We start from the raw sequence: 21425 nt of genomic DNA, 5'->3' as shown, positions 1-21425 counted from the left end.
CATTAGCTCTGCAAAACAATCGATTTAAAACAGCAGTATTCGAATTAAAATGTACTTTTACTTATAATGACTTCTATTACTCCATCTATTAAAAAAGCAGGGCAACGGGCTATTCTTACTGCTGCGCTTTCTGCTATTAGTTACTCAGGCTTTGCACAAAGTAAACCGGTTTACAAAGACGAGCAGCAACCTTTGGATAAACGTGTTCAGTCTCTGATCAATACTCTTACTCTTGAAGAAAAAGCTTCGCTGATGGGTTACCGCAGCAAGGAAGTGCCACGCTTGGGTATACCGGCCTACAACTGGTGGAACGAGGGCTTACATGGCGTTGCCCGGGCCGGGCAAGCGACCGTATTTCCGCAGGCTATTGCACTGGCCGCTACATTTAACGAAGACTTGGTTCATCAAGTTGCCAGCACCATATCTACCGAAGCCCGCGCAAAGTACAACCTGGGGGTACAGAAAGACCGCCATTTGCAATACATGGGCCTAACATTTTGGTCGCCCAATATTAATATGTTCCGTGATCCACGCTGGGGTCGCGGGCAGGAAACTTATGGAGAAGATCCGTACCTGACCGCACACATGGGCGTAGCTTATGTAAAGGGTATGCAGGGTAACGATCCGTTGCATTTAAAAACCAGCGCCACCGCTAAACACTTTGTGGCCCATAGTGGCCCCGAAGCCACACGCGATGAGTTTAACGCCATTGTAGATGAAAAAGACCTGCGAGAAACTTACTTACCCGCCTTCAAAGCTTTGGTTGATAACAACGTTGAATCCGTAATGACGGCCTACAACCGGGTAAACGGCGAACCCAATTCAACCAGCCGTTCCTACCTGAATGCCATACTCATGAAAGAATGGCGCTTTAAAGGCCATGTGGTTACGGATTGTGGTGCATTAGACGACGTATTTTTACGCCACAAAGTATTAAAGAGCGGTGTTGAAACTGCAGCCGCTGCTATAAAGGCCGGCATTAGTTTGGACTGTTCCTCTATTTTGCAGAATGATGTAGTAACCGCCATTAAACGGGGTTTGATTACCGAAGCAGATTTGAACAAAGCTCTGGCACCTGTATTAAAAACAGAGTTCAAATTGGGTTTTTTTGACGATCCAAAGAACAGTCCATACTTTTCCTACGGTGCCGATAGTATAAATAACGCAGGTCATATAGCTTTAACCCGAAAAGCTGCACAACAAAGCATGGTACTGCTTAAAAACAAAAACAACCTGCTGCCGCTAAAACAAACTGATTTTAGCAGTATAATGGTGCTGGGCACTAATGCCTCCTCGTTAGATGTGCTGGCAGGTAGCTATCATGGTGTAAACAGCAAAATGGTTGATTTTGTAGAAGGCATTACCGGCGCTGTTGGCCTGGATACCCGTGCTGAATACGACCTGGGGTCCAGTTATACCGACACGACACATTTTGGCGGTATCTGGGGTGCTGGCAACGCTGATGTTACGGTTGCTGTAATTGGCCTGTCGCCAGTATTGGAAGGCGAAGCCGGGGATGCATTTTTATCTACCACCGGGGGCGACAAAGCTAACCTAAGTTTACCTGAAGGCAATATCGCTTTTATGAAAGCCCTGCGCAAAGGAGTACCTAATAAACCAATTATTGCAGTAATTACCGGTGGCAGCGCTGTTGATATTGCAGCCATTGAGCCTTATGCCGACGCTATTATAATGGCTTGGTATCCGGGCGAACAGGGTGGCAATGCGTTTGCCGATCTGCTTTTAGGTAAAGTATCGCCATCGGGCCACTTGCCGCTTACATTTTACCGCTCAACCAACGATTTGCCCGAATATCATAGCTACTCTATGCAGGGAAGAACTTACCGCTACTTTAAAGGAGCCGTTCAGTATCCGTTTGGCTTTGGCTTGAGCTATACTACATTTGATTACAGCTGGAAAACTCAACCGCAAAAAAGCTACGCATCAAAGGATAGTATCACCTTTGCCGTAACCGTAAAAAACACCGGCAAAATGAACGGCGACGAAGTAGTTCAGGCTTATATTCAATATCCCAATCTGGAACGCATGCCGATTAAGGAACTAAAAGGCTTTAAACGCGTAACCGTACAACAGGGACAGGAACAGGTAGTAAACATTACCATCCCGGTAAAAGAATTACAGAAATGGAATGTAAAAAAGCACAACTGGCAACTATACAAAGGTACCTATCAGCTGCAAGTTGGCGATAACTCTGCTTCCGTTAAACTGCAATCTTCATTTAACGTTTCTCCTTAAGCAAGGATAAAGCCTGATAAAACAAGAAAGCCGGTTAAAAATAACCGGCTTTCTTGTTTTTGTTATTAACTGAAGCTCTGTGCAATCTGTACCAAACTCTTTACAACATTAATATCAGTTTGCTCGATAACAAACTCCTCCTGCGGGCTACCTGTTCTTACATCGCGGAAGTGCATTTCGCTTTCAACAGTGCCTTTAGCCGTAGTGTGGTACTCATTTGCACCGGTAATACCTATCAGTTCTTTTAAAGTCTCGGGGCGCACACCTGCGCCAGGCATAATGCTGATGCGGCCTGCGGCTTGGTCAACCAGTTTAGCTATCAGCGGAGCGCCTTTCAGCGCATTTTCTTCCAGTCCAGAGCTAAGTATGCGCTCAAAGCCGAGTGCAATAATATCCTCCAAAGCCTGGAACGGATTCCGGCAGCGGTCAAACGCGCGGTGAAATGTGAGTCCCATGTTACCGGCTGCATGTTTGAGTTCCAGACAACGTTCTTTATCCACATCGCCATCGGCTGTTAAAATTCCGAAAACCACACCGTCGCAGCCCAACTCGCGGCAATGCTCAATATCCGCTTTCATAATAGCAAGCTCCAATTCCGAATACAGAAAATCGCCGCCACGCGGACGAATGATGGGATAAAGCTTGATATTCAATAGTTTTCGTGCAATGGCAATCTGTCCGTAAGATGGCGTGGTGCCGCCCTCTTTCAGATTATCACAAAACTCAATACGGTAGGCACCGGCTTCCTGAGCTATCAGCGAAGAGCTTACCGAATTGGCACATATTTCTATCCTGATCATACCTGCGATTAAAATATGCTCTTGCCTTTTATAATTAAATCCTGCTTTTCGGCATTGCAAACGGCATACGAAAAACCCTTTTGCAGTGCATAAGCGCCGTACTCCCCTTTTTTATTGATAGCTAGAAATCCAACCTGCAGGGTTTTAGCCAACTCAGGCTTCTTTTTCACAATACGGTTAACGGCCTCGCGGCACGCATCTTCGGGTTTGTAACCCTGGCGCATCAGCTCCACTACCAGAAAGCTGCCCACATTACGAATCACCTCTTCGCCTACACCTGTTGAAGTAGCGCCGCCCACTTCGTTATCCACAAATAAACCGGCACCAATAATCGGGCTATCCCCTACACGGCCATGCAATTTGAACGCCATGCCGCTAGTGGTACAAGCCCCGGATATATTACCGGCAGCATCCAGCGCCAGCATACCGATGGTGTCGTGATTATACTGGTTACCTGGCATTTTGTTAGGCACCGGGGTAAAGTGTTTATTTTCGATATTCATTTCTGGCTGATATTTGGAAGTTTTCAGCCATTCTTTCCATGCCTTTTCAGATTCGGCATTAAGCAGTTGTTTCTTTTTGAAGCCATTAGCCACCGCAAACTGCGTTGCCCCATCGCCTACCAGCAGTACGTGCGGTGTTTTTTCCATCACCAACCGGGCTACCGATATTGGGTGATCAATATATTCCATACCTGCTACACCGCCGCAGTTGCCGTTCTCGTCCATAATGCATGCATCCAGCGTAACGTGGCCGTCTCGGTCAGGGTAACCGGCAGCACCTACACTATGGTTGTTCGGATCGGCTTCAGGTATACGGGCACCTGCTTCGACAGCATCTAAAGCACGCCCACCTGACGAAAGCACTTTCCATGCTGCCTGGTTGGCTGCCACACCAAAATCCCAGGTTGAAATAACAATCGGATAATTTCCGGCTATCTTTTCTTCACGAAACGGTGTTGCAAAAACTTTAGATTGTAAAGCCACTCCGGTAGCGGCCAGCGTACTGTTCAATAAAAATTTACGGCGATTAAGCATCTGTTAGCGTTATTAATTGAACCGTGAAGATAAGTGTTGCAACCCAAAACACGAACGCACGTAAATGATTATTTACAATCCATTTCATTCTTATTTAATACCATAAAATAATTACTCACTTTCGCAGCAATGCATGTAGTATAATAATGTTAAAACTGACTTAACTACTCTAATTCGCCTATCGCCTTTTTAAACTGGGTAGTGTAAATATTGTAATCGACACGGGCAGTAATAGCTTGTGTTTTGCTTTGCTGCCACAAGGTTTGCGCCTGTAGCCAGTCCGTAGCTGTAATGGTGCCTGCTTTTAAACGATCATTAGCCAAACGCAGGTTCTCGCTGGCTTGCTGAACCGACAGATTGGATAAAGCCACATTCTTTTCGGCTTCGGTTAAGCTGTTATACTTTTGGCGAATATCCAGCACCAATTTTTGGCGACCATCCTGCAATTGATAGCGTTGAGCCTGCGTTCTGATTTGCTGCTGCTTAACGGCTTTATGATAGTTACCCCAATGAAACACCGGCACGCGCACGCTTAACATAGCTAACCAACTGGTAGAGTTGGAACCTACGCTGATAGGCACATTGCCGTTACCAATAAATGATCCCAACAAATTTACCGCGCCCGGCGTACTTGAATTGGCATAAAAGCCATAAGCCACAGCTGCAATTTGCGGCAGCATATTAGCTGTTGCCAGGCGGGTTTGCAGTTCACCCGCATCAACGGAGCGCTGCAATAGCTGCGCTTCGGGGCGCTTATCCACATTCACATCAAAAGCCGAATCGGGCGGCAGGGCAACGGGGGTATAAGGAACAGTATCCAATACATCAAACTGGTATTTCATGCTCATACCGGTTACCTGCAATAAGTTAAGTTTGGCCAGCTTTAGTCCGTTTTGGGCTCGTAGCAACTGTAGCTCGTTTTGGTTATACTGTACCTGCACCTGTAATACATCATTTTTATATTTCAGGCCAGCCTCGTAAGCATTGGTTACATCCTTAAGCGCATTAGTTAAATATTGTTGCGATTTTTTGAGTAAAGCCAACTGCTCTTTAGCCGAAACTACCTGCCAGTAGGCAGTATCGGTTTTCAAAATCACATCAGCGCGGCTGCGAACTTGTTGCAGTTGCTGTACCTCGGCATTTAGCTGAGCGGCTTTAACACCGTTGCGTACCTTACCACCGGCATAAATTACCTGCGTAACCGTGCCGGTAACAGAAGCAGTTCTTTCAGGCAGGTAATCGCTCAGCGGCTTACCCACATACAGGCCAGTGGCCGATGCATCAACCGAAGGCAAGGCATTGGTTTTGGCCCGCTCAACGCCCAGCTTAGCTATCGCAATGGAATCGCTAATGATACGGATGCGATTATTTTGCTGCAGTGCCATTTCGCGGCTTTGCGCTAAGGTGAATTGCTTTTGCGCCTGGGCCGTCTGGCTTAGCCAGACAAGAAAAAGTACTGCGCCAAGCGTTTTAATGTATATATATAGTTTTTTATTGAGATGCATAGGGTTTATTGAATAAGGTTATATAGCAGGATCTGCTTGGGCAACTTCCACTTGTTCATCTTCATCGTGCTCTTCGGGCTTATCTTTTTCCGGCTTAATCCATTTAAAGTACAATATCGGGATGATGAATAAGGTAAAGAACATGGACACGATCAAGCCAAAAGCCAGTACGCTACCTAATGGCCCCCACAATGGCGAGCCGCCAACAACCATAGGCGTTACCCCTACAGCAGCGGCCGCAGTTGTTAAAAAGATAGGGCGCATACGTCGCTTAGCTGCGTGCATTGCCGATTCGCGAATATCCAGCCCTTCATCGCGCCCCATCTCGTCGGCAAAATCAACCAGGATGATACCGTTACGAACCACAATACCAATTAAACTGATAATACCCATAAATGCCGTAAAGCTGAAAGCATTGCCCGTTACCAGCAAACCAATTGATGCACCCAGCAAACTAAGTGGGAAGGTGCACAGGATAATGAATGTTTTTTTAAGGCTACGGAACTGGATTAGCATCGTTAAAAAGATGAGAATGATACTGGCCAGCAATGCCATGGATAACCCCGGAACGTTTTCTTCGGTTGCTTCCTGATCGCCGCCATACTGGATGCGCACGCCGTACGGCAAATGCATTTTTTCAATCCTGGGTTTGATCTGTTTTAGCATATCGGCAGCAACTACGCCATTTTGCGCTTCGGACATTACAGTGAGCATACGCAAACCATTGCGGTGCATAATATTGCCCATGTGCCACTCGGGTGTAAAGTCGGCCACATCGCGCAGCTGTATCTTTTTGCCCTGCTGGTTGGTGATGTGCACACCACGCAACCGGTCAAAACTTTTCCGGTACTTTTCGTCATAGCGCAACACAATAGATATCGGCGTTTTGCCCTCGTATAAGGTGGACACCGGCACGCCCTGCAAACCGCCGCCCAGTGTTTGCGTAATCTGGCTATTGGTAAGGCCTAACCGACGTGCTTTATCTTGCTGTACATGGCCGCCAACAGCTACATAATCCTCTTCAAAATCATCCCGTACCCAGTTGGTTCCTTTTAGCTGACTTACCATCGTTTTTACAGAATCGCCCACTTTGCGCAGATCGTCAAAGTTTTCGCTGATAACACGAATTTCAAGCGGTGCTTTAGCGTTCAGGAAAGATAACCTGTGCACACGCACAAATCCTTCGGGTAAATAGTTGTGAAACTTTTCGATATACTCGGCAGATAGTTCGTCTGTAGCCTCATTATCGGTAGTATTGATAAAAATCTGTGCATAGTTCTCGCGCGGATTTTCGGGCGCATAAGTCACATAAAACCTTGGCGAACTGGTGCCGATAAAGCTGGCTACACGGGTAATGCGCTTATCGCCTTTGATGGCAGCCTCCACCTTTCTAACAGCCGCTTCGGTTTCCTTATATGGTGTGCCTGGCGGCAACCACAGTTCCAGGTTAAACTGGTTACGTTCGGCGTTGGATAGAAACTGTTGTTTTACTTTGGTCATCAAAAACCCACCTAAAAATACAGAAGCTACACCAATCCATACAATCAGGGTACTATGTGCAAATGCCCATTCAACTGCCTTGTCATACTTTTCCTGCACACGGTCAAGAATTGATTTTTTGTGCTCGTTACCTTCCTTTTCCTCATCCTGCTTCAATCCCTTTTTAATAGTTAAAAAGGCAATGGCGGGCACAATAAGCATGGATACCACAAAGGAGGTGCTTAATGCTATACCTACAATAACCGGCAGCGAACCGGCAAACTCTTTTTGCTGACCAGGCAAGAACATAGCCAACGGTGCAAATGCAAAAATGATGGATATGGTAGCCGTAAGTACGGGAATAAATAACTGAGTAGCGCTTTTCCAGGCCGCTTCCCAAGGTTTGGTGCCGTGATCTAAACGCTCTACGTAGTTATCTACCACCACAATGGCATCATCAACCACCATACCAAGCACCACAATTAAACCGGCTAAGGTTACCTGATGCAGTTGCAGACCAATCATGTTGCTGATGGCAAACGTAATCATGATAGATAGCGGACAGGCAATAGCCGAAATTAGCGCAATGCGGAACGGCAGTAGCAGTATCACCACAACAATTACGGATCCTATGGCAATGGCAAATTCTACCAGAAAGTGCTTAATACTTTCGGCTACTACCTCGGGCTGATTTACAATCGTATCTACCTTAACATCGGGCGGCAATTGCTTTTTGGCCAGGGCCAACTGCTTGTCTATCTCTTTGCCAAACTCCGTCATGTTGTTGCCCTTCTGCATTTCCACGCTGAGCATCATCACAGGCTGGCCGCCCATCTCAATCATCTGTGTGGTATCCTCGTAAGTACGTTTAATGTTGGCAACATCGCGCAAGCGAACAATATTGGCAGATGAATCGGTGTATATAATCTGATCTTCTATATCGGCAATGCTCCTGAACTGGTTATTACCAAATATTGGCACGTTGCTTTGCGGCAATTTCACCTCGCCGCCTCCGGTGGTTTGGTTCTGATTTTTCAGCACATCGGCAACACGGTTAAAATCGATACCATACTGGCTCAACTTATCATCATCCACCTGTACCAGCACCTGCTCGGGTAAGCCCCCTACGCGGGTAATGCGCGATACTTTCTTGTTTACTTTTACATTATCTTCTACCCTATCCAGTAGTTTATCCAAATCTTGGTAGCTACGCTGAGGTGACGATACCGCAATCAGCAATGCAACAGTTTCGCCAAAGTTGCTGTTCACCAAAGGACCTTGTACATTTTGCGGCAGGTTTTGCGCCTTGAAACTATTGAGCCCGTGCTGTATAGTGGACCAAACCCGGTCGGCATCCTTTACCCACTCGTTTAGTTCCAGGTTGATGTAAACAACACCTTCTTTAGTAGTTGAATACGTTTTTTCTTTACGTACCTCTTTGAACGAGAACAGGTACTGCTCCATAGGCTTGGTTACCTCGTTTTCGACCTGCTTTTCGCTGGCGCCAGGGTAAACAGCATATACTAATGCTTGCCTGATGGTAAATTCCGGGTTTTCACTACGTGACATGCCCAGCAACGAGTAGACACCCACCAGTACCAGCATGGCTGCTATGGTAAATGAAACATTACGATAGCGCATGGAGAGCTCAATCAGGTTGAAGCTTTTCTTTTTGTTTGCCATAATCTAATAATTAGCTGATAAACCTGATGGCTTTATTTGATCTGTACGTGCTGACCGTCCCTTAAGCGTGTTTGGCCTTCTATCACAAGCTTGTCGCCCGTTTTAAGTCCTTCGCTTACGCTGATTTGATCACCTACCGCCTGACCAATGGTTATTCTGCGGCGGATTGCCCGGTTAGATGCCGAATCGACCAGGAAGACGTAAGATATATCATCCTGATCGTGCACCACTGCTTTGGGCGGTATGGTAATGTAATTTGATTTATGATTGGTGTTAACCTTTATCTCGGCTATCATGCCCGGCAATAACCGGTGCTGCGGGTTGCTGAGCAGAATTTTGGTACGGAAGGTATTGCTGGTGCGCTCGGCCTGCGGGTTAACGCTGGTTACTTTGCCGCTGAAAGCCTCGTTCAATGTTGGAATATTTACTTCGGCTGTATTGTTGCGCATTACGTTACCTATCTCGGTTTCGGGTATGGTCATCACAGCATTTACCTTATCAATCGAAGCGATGGTAAAAGCCTGGGCGCTGGGAGCGGCCTGCACGCCTACCTCGGTTGCCTTTTGCGTTACCGTGCCCGAAATGGGTGCATAAAGCCGGGTATCGCCAACACGTTTAGCAGCTGTTTTGCGGTTGGCCTGCGCTGTAAGATATTGTGATTCGGATCTTACAAATTCGGCCGGTGTAAGGCTGCCCTTTTCATAAAGCTGTTTGTTGCGCATATAGGTATCTTTTGCCTGAAGCAAACTGGCATCGGCCTGTTCCAACTGATATTGATAATCGCGCGGATCAATGGTAGCCAGTAACTGGCCCTTTTTTATTGCCTGCCCTTCATCTACTAATACAGATGTTACCCTGCCCTGCACAGAAAATGCCACCTGAGCTGTTTTTTCGGCTTGTATGGTTCCACTAAAGTTCAGCACCTGGTTTTGCGCTGTCATGTTAAGGGTAGAAATAGCTACGGCTGCGGTTCCTGAAGCTTCGGCATCCGAGCGGTCATCTTCTTTTTTATGCCCGCAAGCCGTTAGCATCAGCAGTGCAAACAGCCATGCGTTATTCTGTAATTTCATGAGATGAAGTTTTATTTAAGGTTTTAAGCAGAATGAGTTCAACAATTTCTTTTACAGGCTCAATATCACAGGATGGGTTTTGCAGGCAAAAATCATCTACAATACCATGCATAGCGCTTGATAGTACAGATGCCAGCATCTGCGCGTTGCCATTGGGAAGTGGTGCAAATTCCTTATTTTGTATACCAAGCTCAATAATATTTTGAAGCAGATCAATTTCCTGAGTATCGCAAATGCCGCGCACTTTCCTTAACAGGTTAGCATGCTGTAGTATCTCCTGACTCAGGATAAGATATTCATTGATTTTGCTGTGTATGAAGCTAAACTTAACATTACAGTAAGCTTTAATCTGATCTTGTGCGGAGTGGTGATTGGCAAGTTCCTTGCGCATCATTTCCATATGGCTATCTGCTTCTTTTTGCAGGATGACGTTAAAAATCTCTTCCTTATTCTTGAAATAGATATAAAGCGTACTGCGCCCCTTTTTTACGGCTTGCGCAATATCTTCCATTACGATTTTATTATAGCCATATTTTTGAAAAAGCTTTCGGGCCTCTTCCAATATAGCATCCTGAAATGAGCTTTCTTTAGAATCCAAAATGATCACCAATTTTTACTACTGACAAAAGAATAAAAAATGTCATTTTGTTTTCAAATAACTAAAGATGTTAACAATCCTGTGACAAATGGCAATAAAAAAGGTGCAGGAAACGCTTCCTGCACCTTTAGTTATAACACTCACAAATACTTATTTTTTACCTATACGGTAAAGCTTGCCACCATCGGTAACGGTATAGAGAGCACCGTCTTTACCCTGAGTAATGGCACGAAAGCGTTCGCCTTTATCAGCCAGCAAACGCTCCTCGCCAGTTACTTTGTTGTCTTTTATTACTAACCGAATAACATGATTACCGCTTAAGGCTCCTATAAACAGGTTGCCCTTCCATTCAGGGATTACATCACTGTTATAAAAAGTGGTACCGGCAGGTGATATCACCGGGTCCCAGTAATAGATAGGCTGTTCCATACCCGACTTTTGTTGTATGCCTTCACCTACCTTTTCGCCACTATACTCGATACCGTAGGTAATTACTGGCCAGCCATAATTTTTACCGGCACGTATAATATTTACCTCATCACCGCCACGCGGGCCAAATTCAACCTCCCATAGTTCATGCGTTTCTGGGTTCCAGGTCATGCCTTCGGGGTTGCGCAAACCGTAAGCAAATATTTCCGGCCGCGCGTTGGGCGTATTAGCAAAAGGCCCATTAGGAACCGGCTTACCATCCTTGGTAATATGTACAACTTTACCGATGGCTGCACTTAAATCTTGGGCCTTTACCCGGATGTCATTGGCACCACGCTCACCGGTGCTCACAAATAGATTACCTTCATCGTCAAACAATATACGGGAACCAAATTGCAAACTACCGTTATAAGCAGGTGTAGCCCGGTATATTACCTGTGGGTTTTCTATGCGGGTTTCATCGTCAGACAATTTACCTTTGGCCACAGCCAGTAAAGATCCGCCGGTAGCTTTTTCGGCATAATCCCAATACACCATGCGGTTACTGGCAAATTGCGGATCGATGTTCACATCCAGTAAACCACCCTGCCCTTCATCAACTACGGCCGGCAGATTGCTTATCTCTTTACTTACCTGACCATTTGGTGTTAAAATCACCATCTTGCCACCTTTTTGTGTGACCAAAAACCGACCGTCCGGCAGGTTGCAGATGGCCCAGGGCCGTTGCAGGTTACTGTTAAGCACCGTGATAGATAAAGGTGTTTTGGTACGAACACCACCTATACGGGTTTGCCCCGCAAATGCAGGTTTATAGTTGCTATTAGGTGCATTGGTTTCAACCGGTGGTAATGAAGCCGAATCGGTAGTGGTACCTTTACCGGGCTGATCTTCAGACGGTGCAGATTTGTTACGACAAGCCGTTAATACGGCGACGAGAGATAAACCAATCAAAAAGGGCTTGTATGTAATGGTTTGCATAAATTGGCGTGTTTAATACAACTACCCGCATTTAGCAGATTATGTTTCATATTGATGTTGGCTAAAATCTCCATAAATTTTGGCCGAAGTTTGCATCAGATTAACTGGAGCGTTTTAGGGTCTTTATCACCATCGAAAAACTTATTCAATACAGCCTCAAATACCGGATCGGCCCCGGGTACTGAAGCAAACAACGTCATGCTTGATCGCAATTTAATATCATCGGGGTTCCCGAAAATTTGGGTTGCGTTATTACCGGATAAGCTTAATAAAGCTTTGGCTATCTCAATCAGCCGGGCTCCTAATACCGGATGGGCAAGATAAGCTTCGGCTTCTGCTATATCATGAATAGCATAGTACCTCGAAGTTTCGCTAAAACCTAATCCTTGTATCTGCGGAAAGATATACCACATCCAGTGACTGCGTTTGCGCCCGCTTTTAATTTCTGCAAGAGCCGTAGCATAATCCTGCTCCTGGGCTTTTAAAAATCTATCTAACTGATTCGACATAAGCTTTAGTTAAAAAATATAACATAGTAACAGGTTTACTATAAATTTGTCTTTATACCGACGGCATTTATGTTATCCCTGCTGTATCTAACATTTATTCTCGTAAACTTGCAGATAAGTGCCCATACGTGTACCCCATGAAAAGATATAAAGACCTACTTTTTTACATTGTTTATATTGGTGGCTTTTCGCTGCTTATTTATTTTTTGTTGACCCAGGGGCAACATCTTGAACTGGCACATGGTATAAATACACAAACGGGATCGGCATCAGCCCCGGCATGGAACAGCTTTACCAAAGCTATTCAGCACAGTTTTGCGTCGCCGCTTAGTTTGCTGCTGCTGCAAATCATAACCATATTGATAACTGCACGCCTGCTGGCTTCATTATGTAAAAAGATTGGACAGCCAGGCGTGATGGGCGAAATCATTGCCGGTATACTACTCGGACCTTCACTATTAGGCACCTACTTCCCGGAAGTTTCCCATACCTTATTCCCGGCAACATCCTTGGGCAACCTGGGAATTATGAGTCAGATTGGCCTTATTCTCTTCATGTTTGTAGTGGGTATGGAACTGGATTTGAGCGTTTTAAAAAACAAGGCACACGAGGCCGTCGTAATTAGTCACGCCAGTATTATATGCCCGTTTGCCTTAGGCATTGGCTTAGCTTATTTTATATACCAGCACACAGCGCCTGAGCATGTCAATTTCCTGTCTTACGCGCTTTTCATAGGTGTTTCCATGAGCATTACGGCATTCCCGGTACTGGCCAGAATTTTACAGGAACGGGGCATGTCCAGAACCAGGCTGGGTGCCTTAACCATTACCTGTGCCGCTGCTGATGATATTACGGCATGGTGTATTTTGGCGGCCGTAGTAGCCATTGTAAAAGCAGGCTCACTTACCAGCGCTATGTATACCATTTTACTATCGGCTGCTTATGTGCTGACAATGGTAAAAGTTGTGCGCCCCTTGCTTACCCGCATGGGTAAAGCGCAACAAAGCAAGCTTTATCTGAATCAGGCCATCATTGCAATATCATTCCTCACCTTATTGGTATCGGCCTGGTGCACGGAGGTAATTGGCATACATGCGCTCTTTGGTGCATTTATGGCTGGCGTAATTATGCCGGATAGCCTGAACTTCCGACGCTTATTCAGAGAAAAGGTCGAGGATTTGGCAATGACCCTGCTGTTGCCGCTCTTTTTTGTATTTACAGGATTGCGTACCCAAATAGGTTTATTGAATACGGCCGAGCACTGGGCTTATTGCCTGCTGTTTATTACCATTGCTGTAACCGGCAAATTTGCGGGCAGTGCACTGGCAGCACGGTTTGTGGGACAGAACTGGAAAAATAGCCTTACTATTGGCGCGCTCATGAATACCCGCGGACTCATGGAGCTGGTGGCCCTCAACATTGGCTATGATTTGGGGGTATTATCGCCACAGGTATTTACCATGCTGGTTATTATGGCACTGATAACCACGTTTATGACCGGCCCATCGCTAACCCTCATTAATCGATTTTTTAAAGAAAAAGATTCAGACGAACAGATGATGCCTATCGTGATTGAGGAAAACAGATAAGCTGCCTTATACTTTGTTTCGAATCCGGTTAAACGATTTTTTTAGCAAGTACCTTACCTTCTTTCTCACCTCGGCAGGACAATTCTGCATAAAGGTTAGTTTAGGCACAATGCTTTGGGTAGATGACACTACCGGAAAACCAGGGTGCTGAACGGTAAAATATGAAGCAATATCCTTTTCTTCCTGTTGGCTCACATTGCCTATCAGTTCTCCAAAATGTGATAGCCTTTCATAAAATGCATTCATAGTATCGGCTTTTAATGTTCTACTTAAAACAACTTTTAAGCCATTTACTATTATGGAGAATATAAATTATCCACATGTTATCAACATACCGCCGCCTTCTTCCTTGACATTACCAAAGCACAAGAGCTTTATGCTTTGGTAATAAATCAGATCTTCTTGCTTATCAATCCGGCTCTTACTTTACTATTTTTAATACCGTAAGCAAAATAGATGGCCAGCCCTATGGCTAGCCAAATTATTAAACGCAGCCAGGTATCGCCGGGCAAAAACGTCATCATGGCAAAGCAGGTAATAATGCCCAAAACAGGCACCAAGGGAACAAGTGGCGTCTTAAAAGGCCTGTGTATATTGGGCTGTTGCTTACGCAGAACCAACACCCCGGCGCATACCAGTACAAAGGCCAGCAGTGTACCTATGCTCGTCATCTCACCCACCACACGGATAGGTACAAAGGCAGCAAACAGCGCAATGAAAGCACATAAAACGATGTTAGATTTCCAGGGCGTACGGAACTTCGGATGCACCTCCGAAAATACTTTAGGTAACAAGCCATCGCGCGACATGGAGAAAAATACACGGGATTGGCCTAACAAATCAACCAAAATCACCGAAGTATAACCGATTAATATAGCTAATACAATAGCCTTGCTTAACCACTCATAATGTGTTTTGGCAATGGCAATAGCAACCGGCGCGCCCGAGCCGATAAACTCTTTGTAGTTGGCCATACCGGTCATTACGTGTGCAAAAAGCACGAACAAGATAGTACATATTACCAGTGAACCAATAATACCGATGGGCATGTTTCGTTGCGGATTTTTAGCTTCCTGCGCAGCGGTTGACACGGCATCAAACCCGATGAATACAAAGAAAACCAGGCCGGCGCCACGCAACACGCCCGACCAGCCGTAATTACCCCACACACCGGTATTTTGAGGTATATACGGATGGTAATTTTGCGGATTGATGAATGACCAGCCTACGGCTATAAACACCAGTACCACACCTACCTTCAAACTTACAATGATGGCATTCACTATAGCCGATCCTTTAATACCGCGGATAATAATGCTGGTAACTAAAATTACAATTAAAGTTGCCGGTAGGTTGATAATGCCGTGCACCAGCTCGCCATTAGCACCTTTAGCCGTTTCGAACGGCGACAGGGTGAGTTGCGGTGGCAGATACAGATCAAACCAAGACAAAAACTTGGTAAGGTACTGCGACCAGCTGATGGCCACCGTTGCGGCACCTACCGAATACTCGAGCACCAAATCCCAACCAATAATCCAGGCAAACAGCTCGCCCATGGTGGCATAAGAGTAAGTGTAGGCGCTACCTGCTACAGGTATCATTGCAGAAAACTCGGCGTAGCACAGGGCGGCAAAGGTGCATCCTAAAGCTGCTATTAAAAAAGATATAGTTACGGCCGGGCCTGAGTGCTGCCCCGCTGCAATACCGGTTAACGAAAACAAACCGGCGCCGATAATAATACCAATACCGATGAGTATAAGATTTACCGGTCCTAATGAACGTTTCAGCGCGTGCTCGCCTTCCTCGGTCGACTCCTTCAGTAAAACGTCGATGGGTTTCTTAATCATAGTCGACAAAATTAGTATATTTTATTACCGAGTAATATTCTTTTTAGCATGTTGTACCTGTCTAATAATACAAGCCAGCTTCAATTGGTTGTGGAAATCTCAAAAAACATTTTTTTGAATTTCCACTTATAATATTCGTTACTTTGCCACCAAATGTTAAACCGGTTTATTGCTATAACGCTGATGATTGCGCTGATAGGTTCAAGCTTATCACGCTTTGTAGTTTATGCCGGTTTTGAGGTTAATCAAAAGTACATTGCCGAAAATCTTTGTGTAAATAAAGCACGCCCGTGGATGCATTGCGACGGTAAGTGTTATTTCATGAAGAAAATTAAGCAGGCAGCCGAGAAAGAAAAGAAGCAGGAAAGAGAAGATCAGAAAAACAGCTTTCAGGTTGCCGTATGTACGCCATTACAACTTCCAAAGTTAAAACCTCAAATCGGCAAACAACTCTTTGTGCCGGAAGCTTCCTTCTCACTTCCGCAAGGTTTTACTTCTATTTTCCAGCCTCCCAAGGTATAAAAGCATTCTTATTTCTTGTTAATTCACCCGGTTAGGCAGGCATTGCTATGCGCTGTTTGCATATGGTATGCTGATATGTATTCAGCAGCCACTTACCGGTATTTGTTCAGATTCTTGTTATCTGCACGCAATAGCCACAGATAACATAATGCTTTATACCATTTCATGAAACGTTATTACCTCGTATTAATACTTTTTATATCACTATTTTCTAAAGCCTATAGCCAGCACATAAGCGGCACAGTTACCGACGCCTTAACTCATGAACCCTTGCCAGGCGTAACCATAACTGGTACCGATAGTACCCAAAGCATCAAATGCACGGCCATAACCGACCGCAGGGGTGTGTTTTCTATCAAACCGGCTACCACACTCAAGTTTGCCATGGTGGGCTACGAAAGCAAGCAGATCAAAGTAAGCAACAACAATATCTACGTTGCTTTACAACCTTCTTCGCTCGATTTGCAGCAGGTTGTTGTATCTGCCAGCCGCGAGGGCCAGGCACGGGAGGACGCCCCCATCGCCATCAGCAAAACAGGTTCTGTTCAAATACAGGACACCAAGGCAACAGCCATATACCAGTTGCTGAATAAAGTACCAGGTGTAAACATGGTAAACCTGAACAGCGAGCAACATATGATGCAGATTCGCCAACCCATTACTACCAAAGCGTTGTACCTGTACCTGGAGGATGGCTTGCCTATACGCCCAACAGGCATATTTCAGCACAATGCCTTGTATGAAATTAACATGGCGGGCGTAAAGGATATTGAGGTGATCAAAGGCCCGGCATCATCATTATATGGCAGCAATGCGATTGGTGGCGCGGTTAACTTTATTACACAGGGGCCGCCACAGGGTTATTCCGGCTATGTGGCTTTGCAAGGCGACAACTACCACTACCGCCGTGCCGATGCCAGCGGTGGTTTTACCGCAGGCAAATTTGGTTTGTTTGTTGGCGGCTATATTGCCGATCAGAAAAACGGCTGGCAGGATTATTCTGATTTCAGAAAACGCTCTATCACACTAAATACCACTTATGATTTCAATGCCAGCACACGACTAACTACGCAGGCATCTTACAATTATTTGCATACCGAAACGCCAGGCAGTTTGGACAGTATCCGCTTTTACAACAAAAGCTACAGCAGCAATCAGGAATTCGCTTACCGGGAGGTAAAAGCAACCCGGGCCAGTACCAAACTGGAACACCGCTGGAACGAGCGCAATTTCACCTTTTTAACTGCCTTTTTTCGCAGCAATACAACCGGGCAATTGCCAAGCTACTATCTATCTGACGTGCGCAACAGCAGCGGCCAGTATGTAAGTTCAAACGGGCAGATCAATGAGTTGAATTTGCACAGTTACGGCTTGCTGGCACAGCACCGCAGCGATTTCTCGTTCCTGCAATCTAAACTGATTGTAGGCGCTTATGTGGATAACAGTCCGAGTAAGTACTTTGCTAAGTACCTGAAGATTCAAAAAGATCTGGCCAATAACTACTATACCGGCTATACCAATACCGATTCGCTGATTGACAACTACAAGATTAAACTGTTTAACACTGCGGTTTATGCACAATATGAGTTTAAACCTACCGATGCCTTACGCATTGTTACCGGCTTACGGTACGACCGCGTATATTATAACTTCAACAACAGCCTCCCTCCTAACCGCACCAAGTACAAGCAACAGCAAAAAAACAGCTTCAACATTGTAGCTCCTAAAGTTGGCTTAACTTATGATTTAGGTAACAACAACGGCTTTTACGGTAACTTTAGCGTAGGTTTCCAGCCACCAGAAACCGGCGATTTGTATAGCTCACGGCAAACACGCCCGGTAGATCAAGCTACCTTTTACAATTATGAGGCAGGCGGATGGTTAACCGCGTTAAACAAACGAATGCGCTTTGAACTAAGTGTTTACGACATGGAAGGCCGAAACGAAATTATCAGCGTTTTACAAGCCGACAATACTACCCAAAACGAGAACGCAGGTGCTACAAGGCACCGCGGTATTGAGTATGGTTTAACTTATGTTCCGGTTAACCAACTTGCTTTCCGCTTTAGTGGTACCAACGCCTGGCATACTTATGTAAACTTTAGCACCATACAAACCGTTGGCGGCAAAAGCACCACCATTAGTTACGACGGCAACCGCATGGTAAACGCACCGGTCTGGATTGCCAACTCCGAAATTACTTACAAGCCATCTTATTTGGATGGATTCCGCAGCTCGTTTGAATGGCAGCACATTGGCCCTTATTATAAAGATAATGCCAACGCCCGCCGTTATGATCGTTACGATGTATTTAACCTGCGCTTAGGTTACGATCTGCATCAAACTGCGTTAAAAGGCATTGGCGTATGGTTCAATGTAATTAACCTAACCAACCGTTTGTATGCAACCAACGTAACCAGCAGTACCTACTCAGATACTTATTATGCAGCGCCGCCGCGCACTTATACGCTGGGCATCAGTTACTCATTTGCAAAACACTAAACCTATGGAATTAACCACTACGCCTGTTCGCGAACAACAACCAGTAAAAAGCAAATCGGCCAAAAGCCGGTTTTACAAATGGCACCGCATCATCGGGCTTATTGCTTTGATTCCGGTTATCAGCTGGTCATTAAGCGGCCTTTCGCACCCGTTTATGTCAAATTGGTTCAGGCCTTTTATACCTAAAGAGGTATTTAAGCCTTCAACCCAGCAACAAATGCACCCTGCCTTAACAATTAAGCAGGTGCTGGATAAGAATGGCATCACCGAAATACGCAACTTTAGCCTGGTAAGCCTGGGCACCCAACCCTGGTACCAGGTACTCGGGCGAGATAGTGCTTACCACTACTTTTCGGCTATTGATGGCGAATTTATACCCGATGGCGACCGCCGCTATGCACTGTACCTGGCCCGTTACTTTACGCAGGACCAAAAACACGGCGTGAAGGATATGACGCTGCAAACCAGCTTTGATAGTGAGTACCAACCCATTAACCGCTTATTGCCGGTTTGGAAGGTTTCTTTTAACCGGCCAGATGGCATGGATGTGTATATAGAAACCGGGCAAAGCCGTATGGGCACTTTTAATAATAATACACGCAAGGCCTTTCTGGTTTTTTTTCAGCAATGCCATACCTGGCGTTTTCTGGAAAGCATTGGTGGCGAAGGGTTCCGCATTGCCATATTAATGATTGTAGTGGTGGCGATGTTGCTATCCTTAATCAGTGGGTTGGTTGTTTATGGCCTGTACTGGAACCGGTTTAAGGAAATCACTCAGAAGCGTAAAGCAAAGAACGGTAAAGACCAGCGTTTTGTACATCGTTTTCATCGCCAGCTTGGTTTAATTGTATCCTTCGTGATGCTGGCTTTTGCGGTGAGTGGCGGCTTCCACCTCCTGGTAAAGCTGCACAACCTCAGCCCGGATAAAAAGCAGTATGCTCAGTTAATCAATACAGCAGCCTTGGTCCAATCAAACCTTAACTTCCCTGTTGCCGATAGTACAATTAAGCGGGTGAGTTTAATCTCGTTCAACAACCGGCATTATTATCAGGTACTGAACGCCAAAAAGCAGTTGCGGTACTTTGATACGCAAACCAGTAGCGAACTGGAAAACGGCGATATGCTGTACGCGCAGTACCTGGCCAACTATTACCGCAACTCTCCGGCGGCCAAAGCCGACAGCATTATTATAATTAAAAGCTTCAACAACGAGTATGGCTTCATCAACAAGCGCTTACCTGTTGAAAAAGTAAGTTACGCAGGTAACGAAAATTGGTATATCGAAACCTCATCGGCTAAACTGGCTACCAAGGTAGCTGGTATTGACCGGGCCGAAGGCTTGTCGTTTATCTTTTTGCACAAATACTTTGGCATGGCCTGGGCCGGTAAAGATGCCCGCGATATTGTAAGTATGCTATCAGCTTTGGGTGTATTAGTGGTTTCCGTATTTGGCTTTGCTGCCTTTATAAAAAATAAATAGTTATGAATATCAGAAGTTACTTAATGGCCTTGTGCCTGGTTGTTACCCTGGCAGGTTGCTCGTCCTCCGCATCAAAACAAAACAGTTCAACTACCGGAGATGCCGGTACAGAAAATACGGCTAACTGCAAATATACCTGCACCATGCACCCAAAGGTATGCAGCGACAAACCGGGCTTATGCCCTAAGTGCGGTATGGATTTGGTGGAAAAAGAATAATAGGCTAAAGGACATCATATCAACCCATCGCAAAGAGGTGTTTTTAGCGATGAGTTGATATGATGTCCTTTCTATTGCCTTACTATCGGCCTTAGCCTCAATTAACATCAGCGCTTTATGCAGCGTTGCGGAGGAAACTTAACGATTGCCGTGCCTGTCACTTCGCCATTAATTGATCTATTGATCGTGTATTGCTTTCAACAAATTGCAATAAAACAACAAGTATAGCAGCATGCAACAACTGTGAAGGGATAGCTTCCCAGTTCTCAATCATACAGCACCCAAACGTAAGCGCCATCATGACTAATGAACCGGCAATAAGGGCTGCACGAGTAAATAAACCTATTATCAACAATAAACCAATTGTAAATTCGGCCACCGGCAATACATAGCTAAAGGGCGTAACCAGCGCCTGTGGCAATATTGATTTTTCGAAGCTGGCAACCATCCAATGGCTAAATGCAGCCAGCTTAGGCAACCTTACCAAGCCGTGGCCAAACAGACTAACGCCTACAGCTAACCGGAGTAACAAATAAGGTAATGTATTCATGCGCTCTTCATTTATACTACAAAATTGCATCGTTGATGATGCTTTTCTATTGTACTTTTATGCTATGATTCTGTACATGTTAACCGCATGCACAGAGATTTCACTTAAATACTATTACGCCAGCTCCAATCATTAACCGATTGCTGTAACTACAGCGGCTATCAGGCCATCAACCATTTGCAGCGGGTTGCTTAAATCATTGGCCCACTTGCCGTCTTTACTAACAAAAACGTAGGTGGCCTTGTACATTTCGATGATGATTTTATTGGGCGCACGCTCAAAAACGGTGAAATAATAAATACGGTCGTCGTAATGTGCTTCTAAACGGGTTGACATAGGCTGCGAAGATAAACATTCCGCAAAACCTATGTCA

The 21425-nt window shown here is 45.3% G+C and carries 18 protein-coding genes; 6 read left to right on the top strand and 12 right to left on the bottom strand.

Going from position 1 to position 21425, the window contains the following annotated elements; all coding sequences use genetic code 11:
• Positions 1 to 66: 66 nt before the first annotated feature.
• Entirely contained in the window at positions 67 to 2256 is a 2190-nt protein-coding gene (locus tag KHS38_RS10635) for a glycoside hydrolase family 3 N-terminal domain-containing protein (RefSeq protein ID WP_213488542.1), read from the top strand.
• A 65-nt stretch (positions 2257 to 2321) separates the two neighbouring features.
• Here the strand turns inward: KHS38_RS10635 and KHS38_RS10630 are convergent, their stop codons facing one another.
• The 8 genes from KHS38_RS10630 to KHS38_RS10595 all read right to left on the bottom strand — a co-directional run bounded on the left by KHS38_RS10630 (position 2322) and on the right by KHS38_RS10595 (position 12344).
• Complete coding sequence (locus KHS38_RS10630) at positions 2322 to 3056, bottom strand: copper homeostasis protein CutC (protein ID WP_213488541.1); 735 nt, start codon at positions 3054 to 3056, stop codon at positions 2322 to 2324.
• An 8-nt stretch (positions 3057 to 3064) separates the two neighbouring features.
• A complete protein-coding gene (locus KHS38_RS10625; protein WP_213488540.1) occupies positions 3065 to 4093 on the bottom strand; it encodes a glycosylasparaginase in 1029 nt (342 codons plus the stop codon).
• 164 nt (positions 4094 to 4257) lie between these two features.
• The gene (locus KHS38_RS10620) at positions 4258 to 5598 is read right to left on the bottom strand and encodes a TolC family protein (protein WP_213488539.1); all 1341 of its coding nucleotides are present in this window, start codon (positions 5596 to 5598) and stop codon (positions 4258 to 4260) included.
• A gap of 18 nt (positions 5599 to 5616) precedes the next feature.
• Complete coding sequence (locus tag KHS38_RS10615) at positions 5617 to 8760, bottom strand: efflux RND transporter permease subunit (RefSeq protein ID WP_213488538.1); 3144 nt, start codon at positions 8758 to 8760, stop codon at positions 5617 to 5619.
• A 32-nt stretch (positions 8761 to 8792) separates the two neighbouring features.
• On the bottom strand, positions 8793 to 9830 hold the full coding sequence (locus KHS38_RS10610; protein ID WP_213488537.1) for an efflux RND transporter periplasmic adaptor subunit: 1038 nt from the start codon (positions 9828 to 9830) through the stop codon (positions 8793 to 8795).
• A complete protein-coding gene (locus tag KHS38_RS10605; protein ID WP_213488536.1) occupies positions 9814 to 10428 on the bottom strand; it encodes a TetR/AcrR family transcriptional regulator in 615 nt (204 codons plus the stop codon). Before KHS38_RS10605 ends, KHS38_RS10610 begins: the two co-directional genes overlap by 17 nt.
• Positions 10429 to 10578: 150 nt before the next feature.
• On the bottom strand, positions 10579 to 11835 hold the full coding sequence (locus KHS38_RS10600) for a PQQ-dependent sugar dehydrogenase (RefSeq protein ID WP_213488535.1): 1257 nt from the start codon (positions 11833 to 11835) through the stop codon (positions 10579 to 10581).
• A 95-nt stretch (positions 11836 to 11930) separates the two neighbouring features.
• Positions 11931 to 12344 (bottom strand): DUF1810 domain-containing protein, encoded by a 414-nt coding sequence (locus tag KHS38_RS10595; protein WP_213488534.1) that lies wholly within the window; start codon positions 12342 to 12344, stop codon positions 11931 to 11933.
• Positions 12345 to 12481: 137 nt separating this feature from the next.
• Between KHS38_RS10595 and KHS38_RS10590 the strand changes: the two genes are divergently transcribed.
• Positions 12482 to 13933, top strand: coding sequence for a cation:proton antiporter (locus KHS38_RS10590; RefSeq protein WP_213488533.1), 1452 nt, complete (start codon positions 12482 to 12484; stop codon positions 13931 to 13933).
• Between the two features lie 6 nt (positions 13934 to 13939).
• Here KHS38_RS10590 and KHS38_RS10585 read toward each other — a convergent pair whose 3' ends face one another.
• The gene (locus tag KHS38_RS10585; protein WP_213488532.1) at positions 13940 to 14179 is read right to left on the bottom strand and encodes a hypothetical protein; all 240 of its coding nucleotides are present in this window, start codon (positions 14177 to 14179) and stop codon (positions 13940 to 13942) included.
• A gap of 146 nt (positions 14180 to 14325) precedes the next feature.
• The gene (locus KHS38_RS10580) at positions 14326 to 15780 is read right to left on the bottom strand and encodes an amino acid permease (RefSeq protein ID WP_213488531.1); all 1455 of its coding nucleotides are present in this window, start codon (positions 15778 to 15780) and stop codon (positions 14326 to 14328) included.
• A 321-nt stretch (positions 15781 to 16101) separates the two neighbouring features.
• Here KHS38_RS10580 and KHS38_RS10575 point away from each other — a divergent pair, with 321 nt between their 5' ends.
• From KHS38_RS10575 to KHS38_RS10560, 4 genes are all read left to right on the top strand, one after another.
• Positions 16102 to 16302, top strand: coding sequence for a hypothetical protein (locus KHS38_RS10575; RefSeq protein WP_213488530.1), 201 nt, complete (start codon positions 16102 to 16104; stop codon positions 16300 to 16302).
• A 165-nt stretch (positions 16303 to 16467) separates the two neighbouring features.
• Positions 16468 to 18804 carry a TonB-dependent receptor gene (locus KHS38_RS10570; RefSeq protein WP_213488529.1) on the top strand — a complete coding sequence of 779 codons (2337 nt, stop codon included), beginning with the start codon at positions 16468 to 16470 and terminating at the stop codon, positions 18802 to 18804.
• Between the two features lie 4 nt (positions 18805 to 18808).
• Positions 18809 to 20284, top strand: coding sequence for a PepSY domain-containing protein (locus KHS38_RS10565; protein ID WP_213488528.1), 1476 nt, complete (start codon positions 18809 to 18811; stop codon positions 20282 to 20284).
• Positions 20285 to 20286: 2 nt separating this feature from the next.
• Complete coding sequence (locus KHS38_RS10560; RefSeq protein ID WP_213488527.1) at positions 20287 to 20502, top strand: heavy metal-binding domain-containing protein; 216 nt, start codon at positions 20287 to 20289, stop codon at positions 20500 to 20502.
• 157 nt (positions 20503 to 20659) lie between these two features.
• On the opposite strand, the gene KHS38_RS10555 is transcribed toward KHS38_RS10560, so the two are convergent.
• Together KHS38_RS10555 and KHS38_RS10550 are read right to left on the bottom strand one after the other, a co-directional pair.
• The gene (locus KHS38_RS10555; protein WP_213488526.1) at positions 20660 to 21052 is read right to left on the bottom strand and encodes a DoxX family protein; all 393 of its coding nucleotides are present in this window, start codon (positions 21050 to 21052) and stop codon (positions 20660 to 20662) included.
• 132 nt (positions 21053 to 21184) lie between these two features.
• Positions 21185 to 21388 (bottom strand): hypothetical protein, encoded by a 204-nt coding sequence (locus KHS38_RS10550; protein WP_213488525.1) that lies wholly within the window; start codon positions 21386 to 21388, stop codon positions 21185 to 21187.
• Positions 21389 to 21425: the final 37 nt, after the last annotated feature.

It is taken from the genome of Mucilaginibacter sp. Bleaf8 (assembly GCF_018390515.1).
Classification (GTDB): Bacteria; Bacteroidota; Bacteroidia; order Sphingobacteriales; family Sphingobacteriaceae; genus Mucilaginibacter.
The sequence above is the reverse complement of the archived record's forward strand: the minus strand, read 5'-3'. Positions and strand labels throughout refer to the sequence as shown.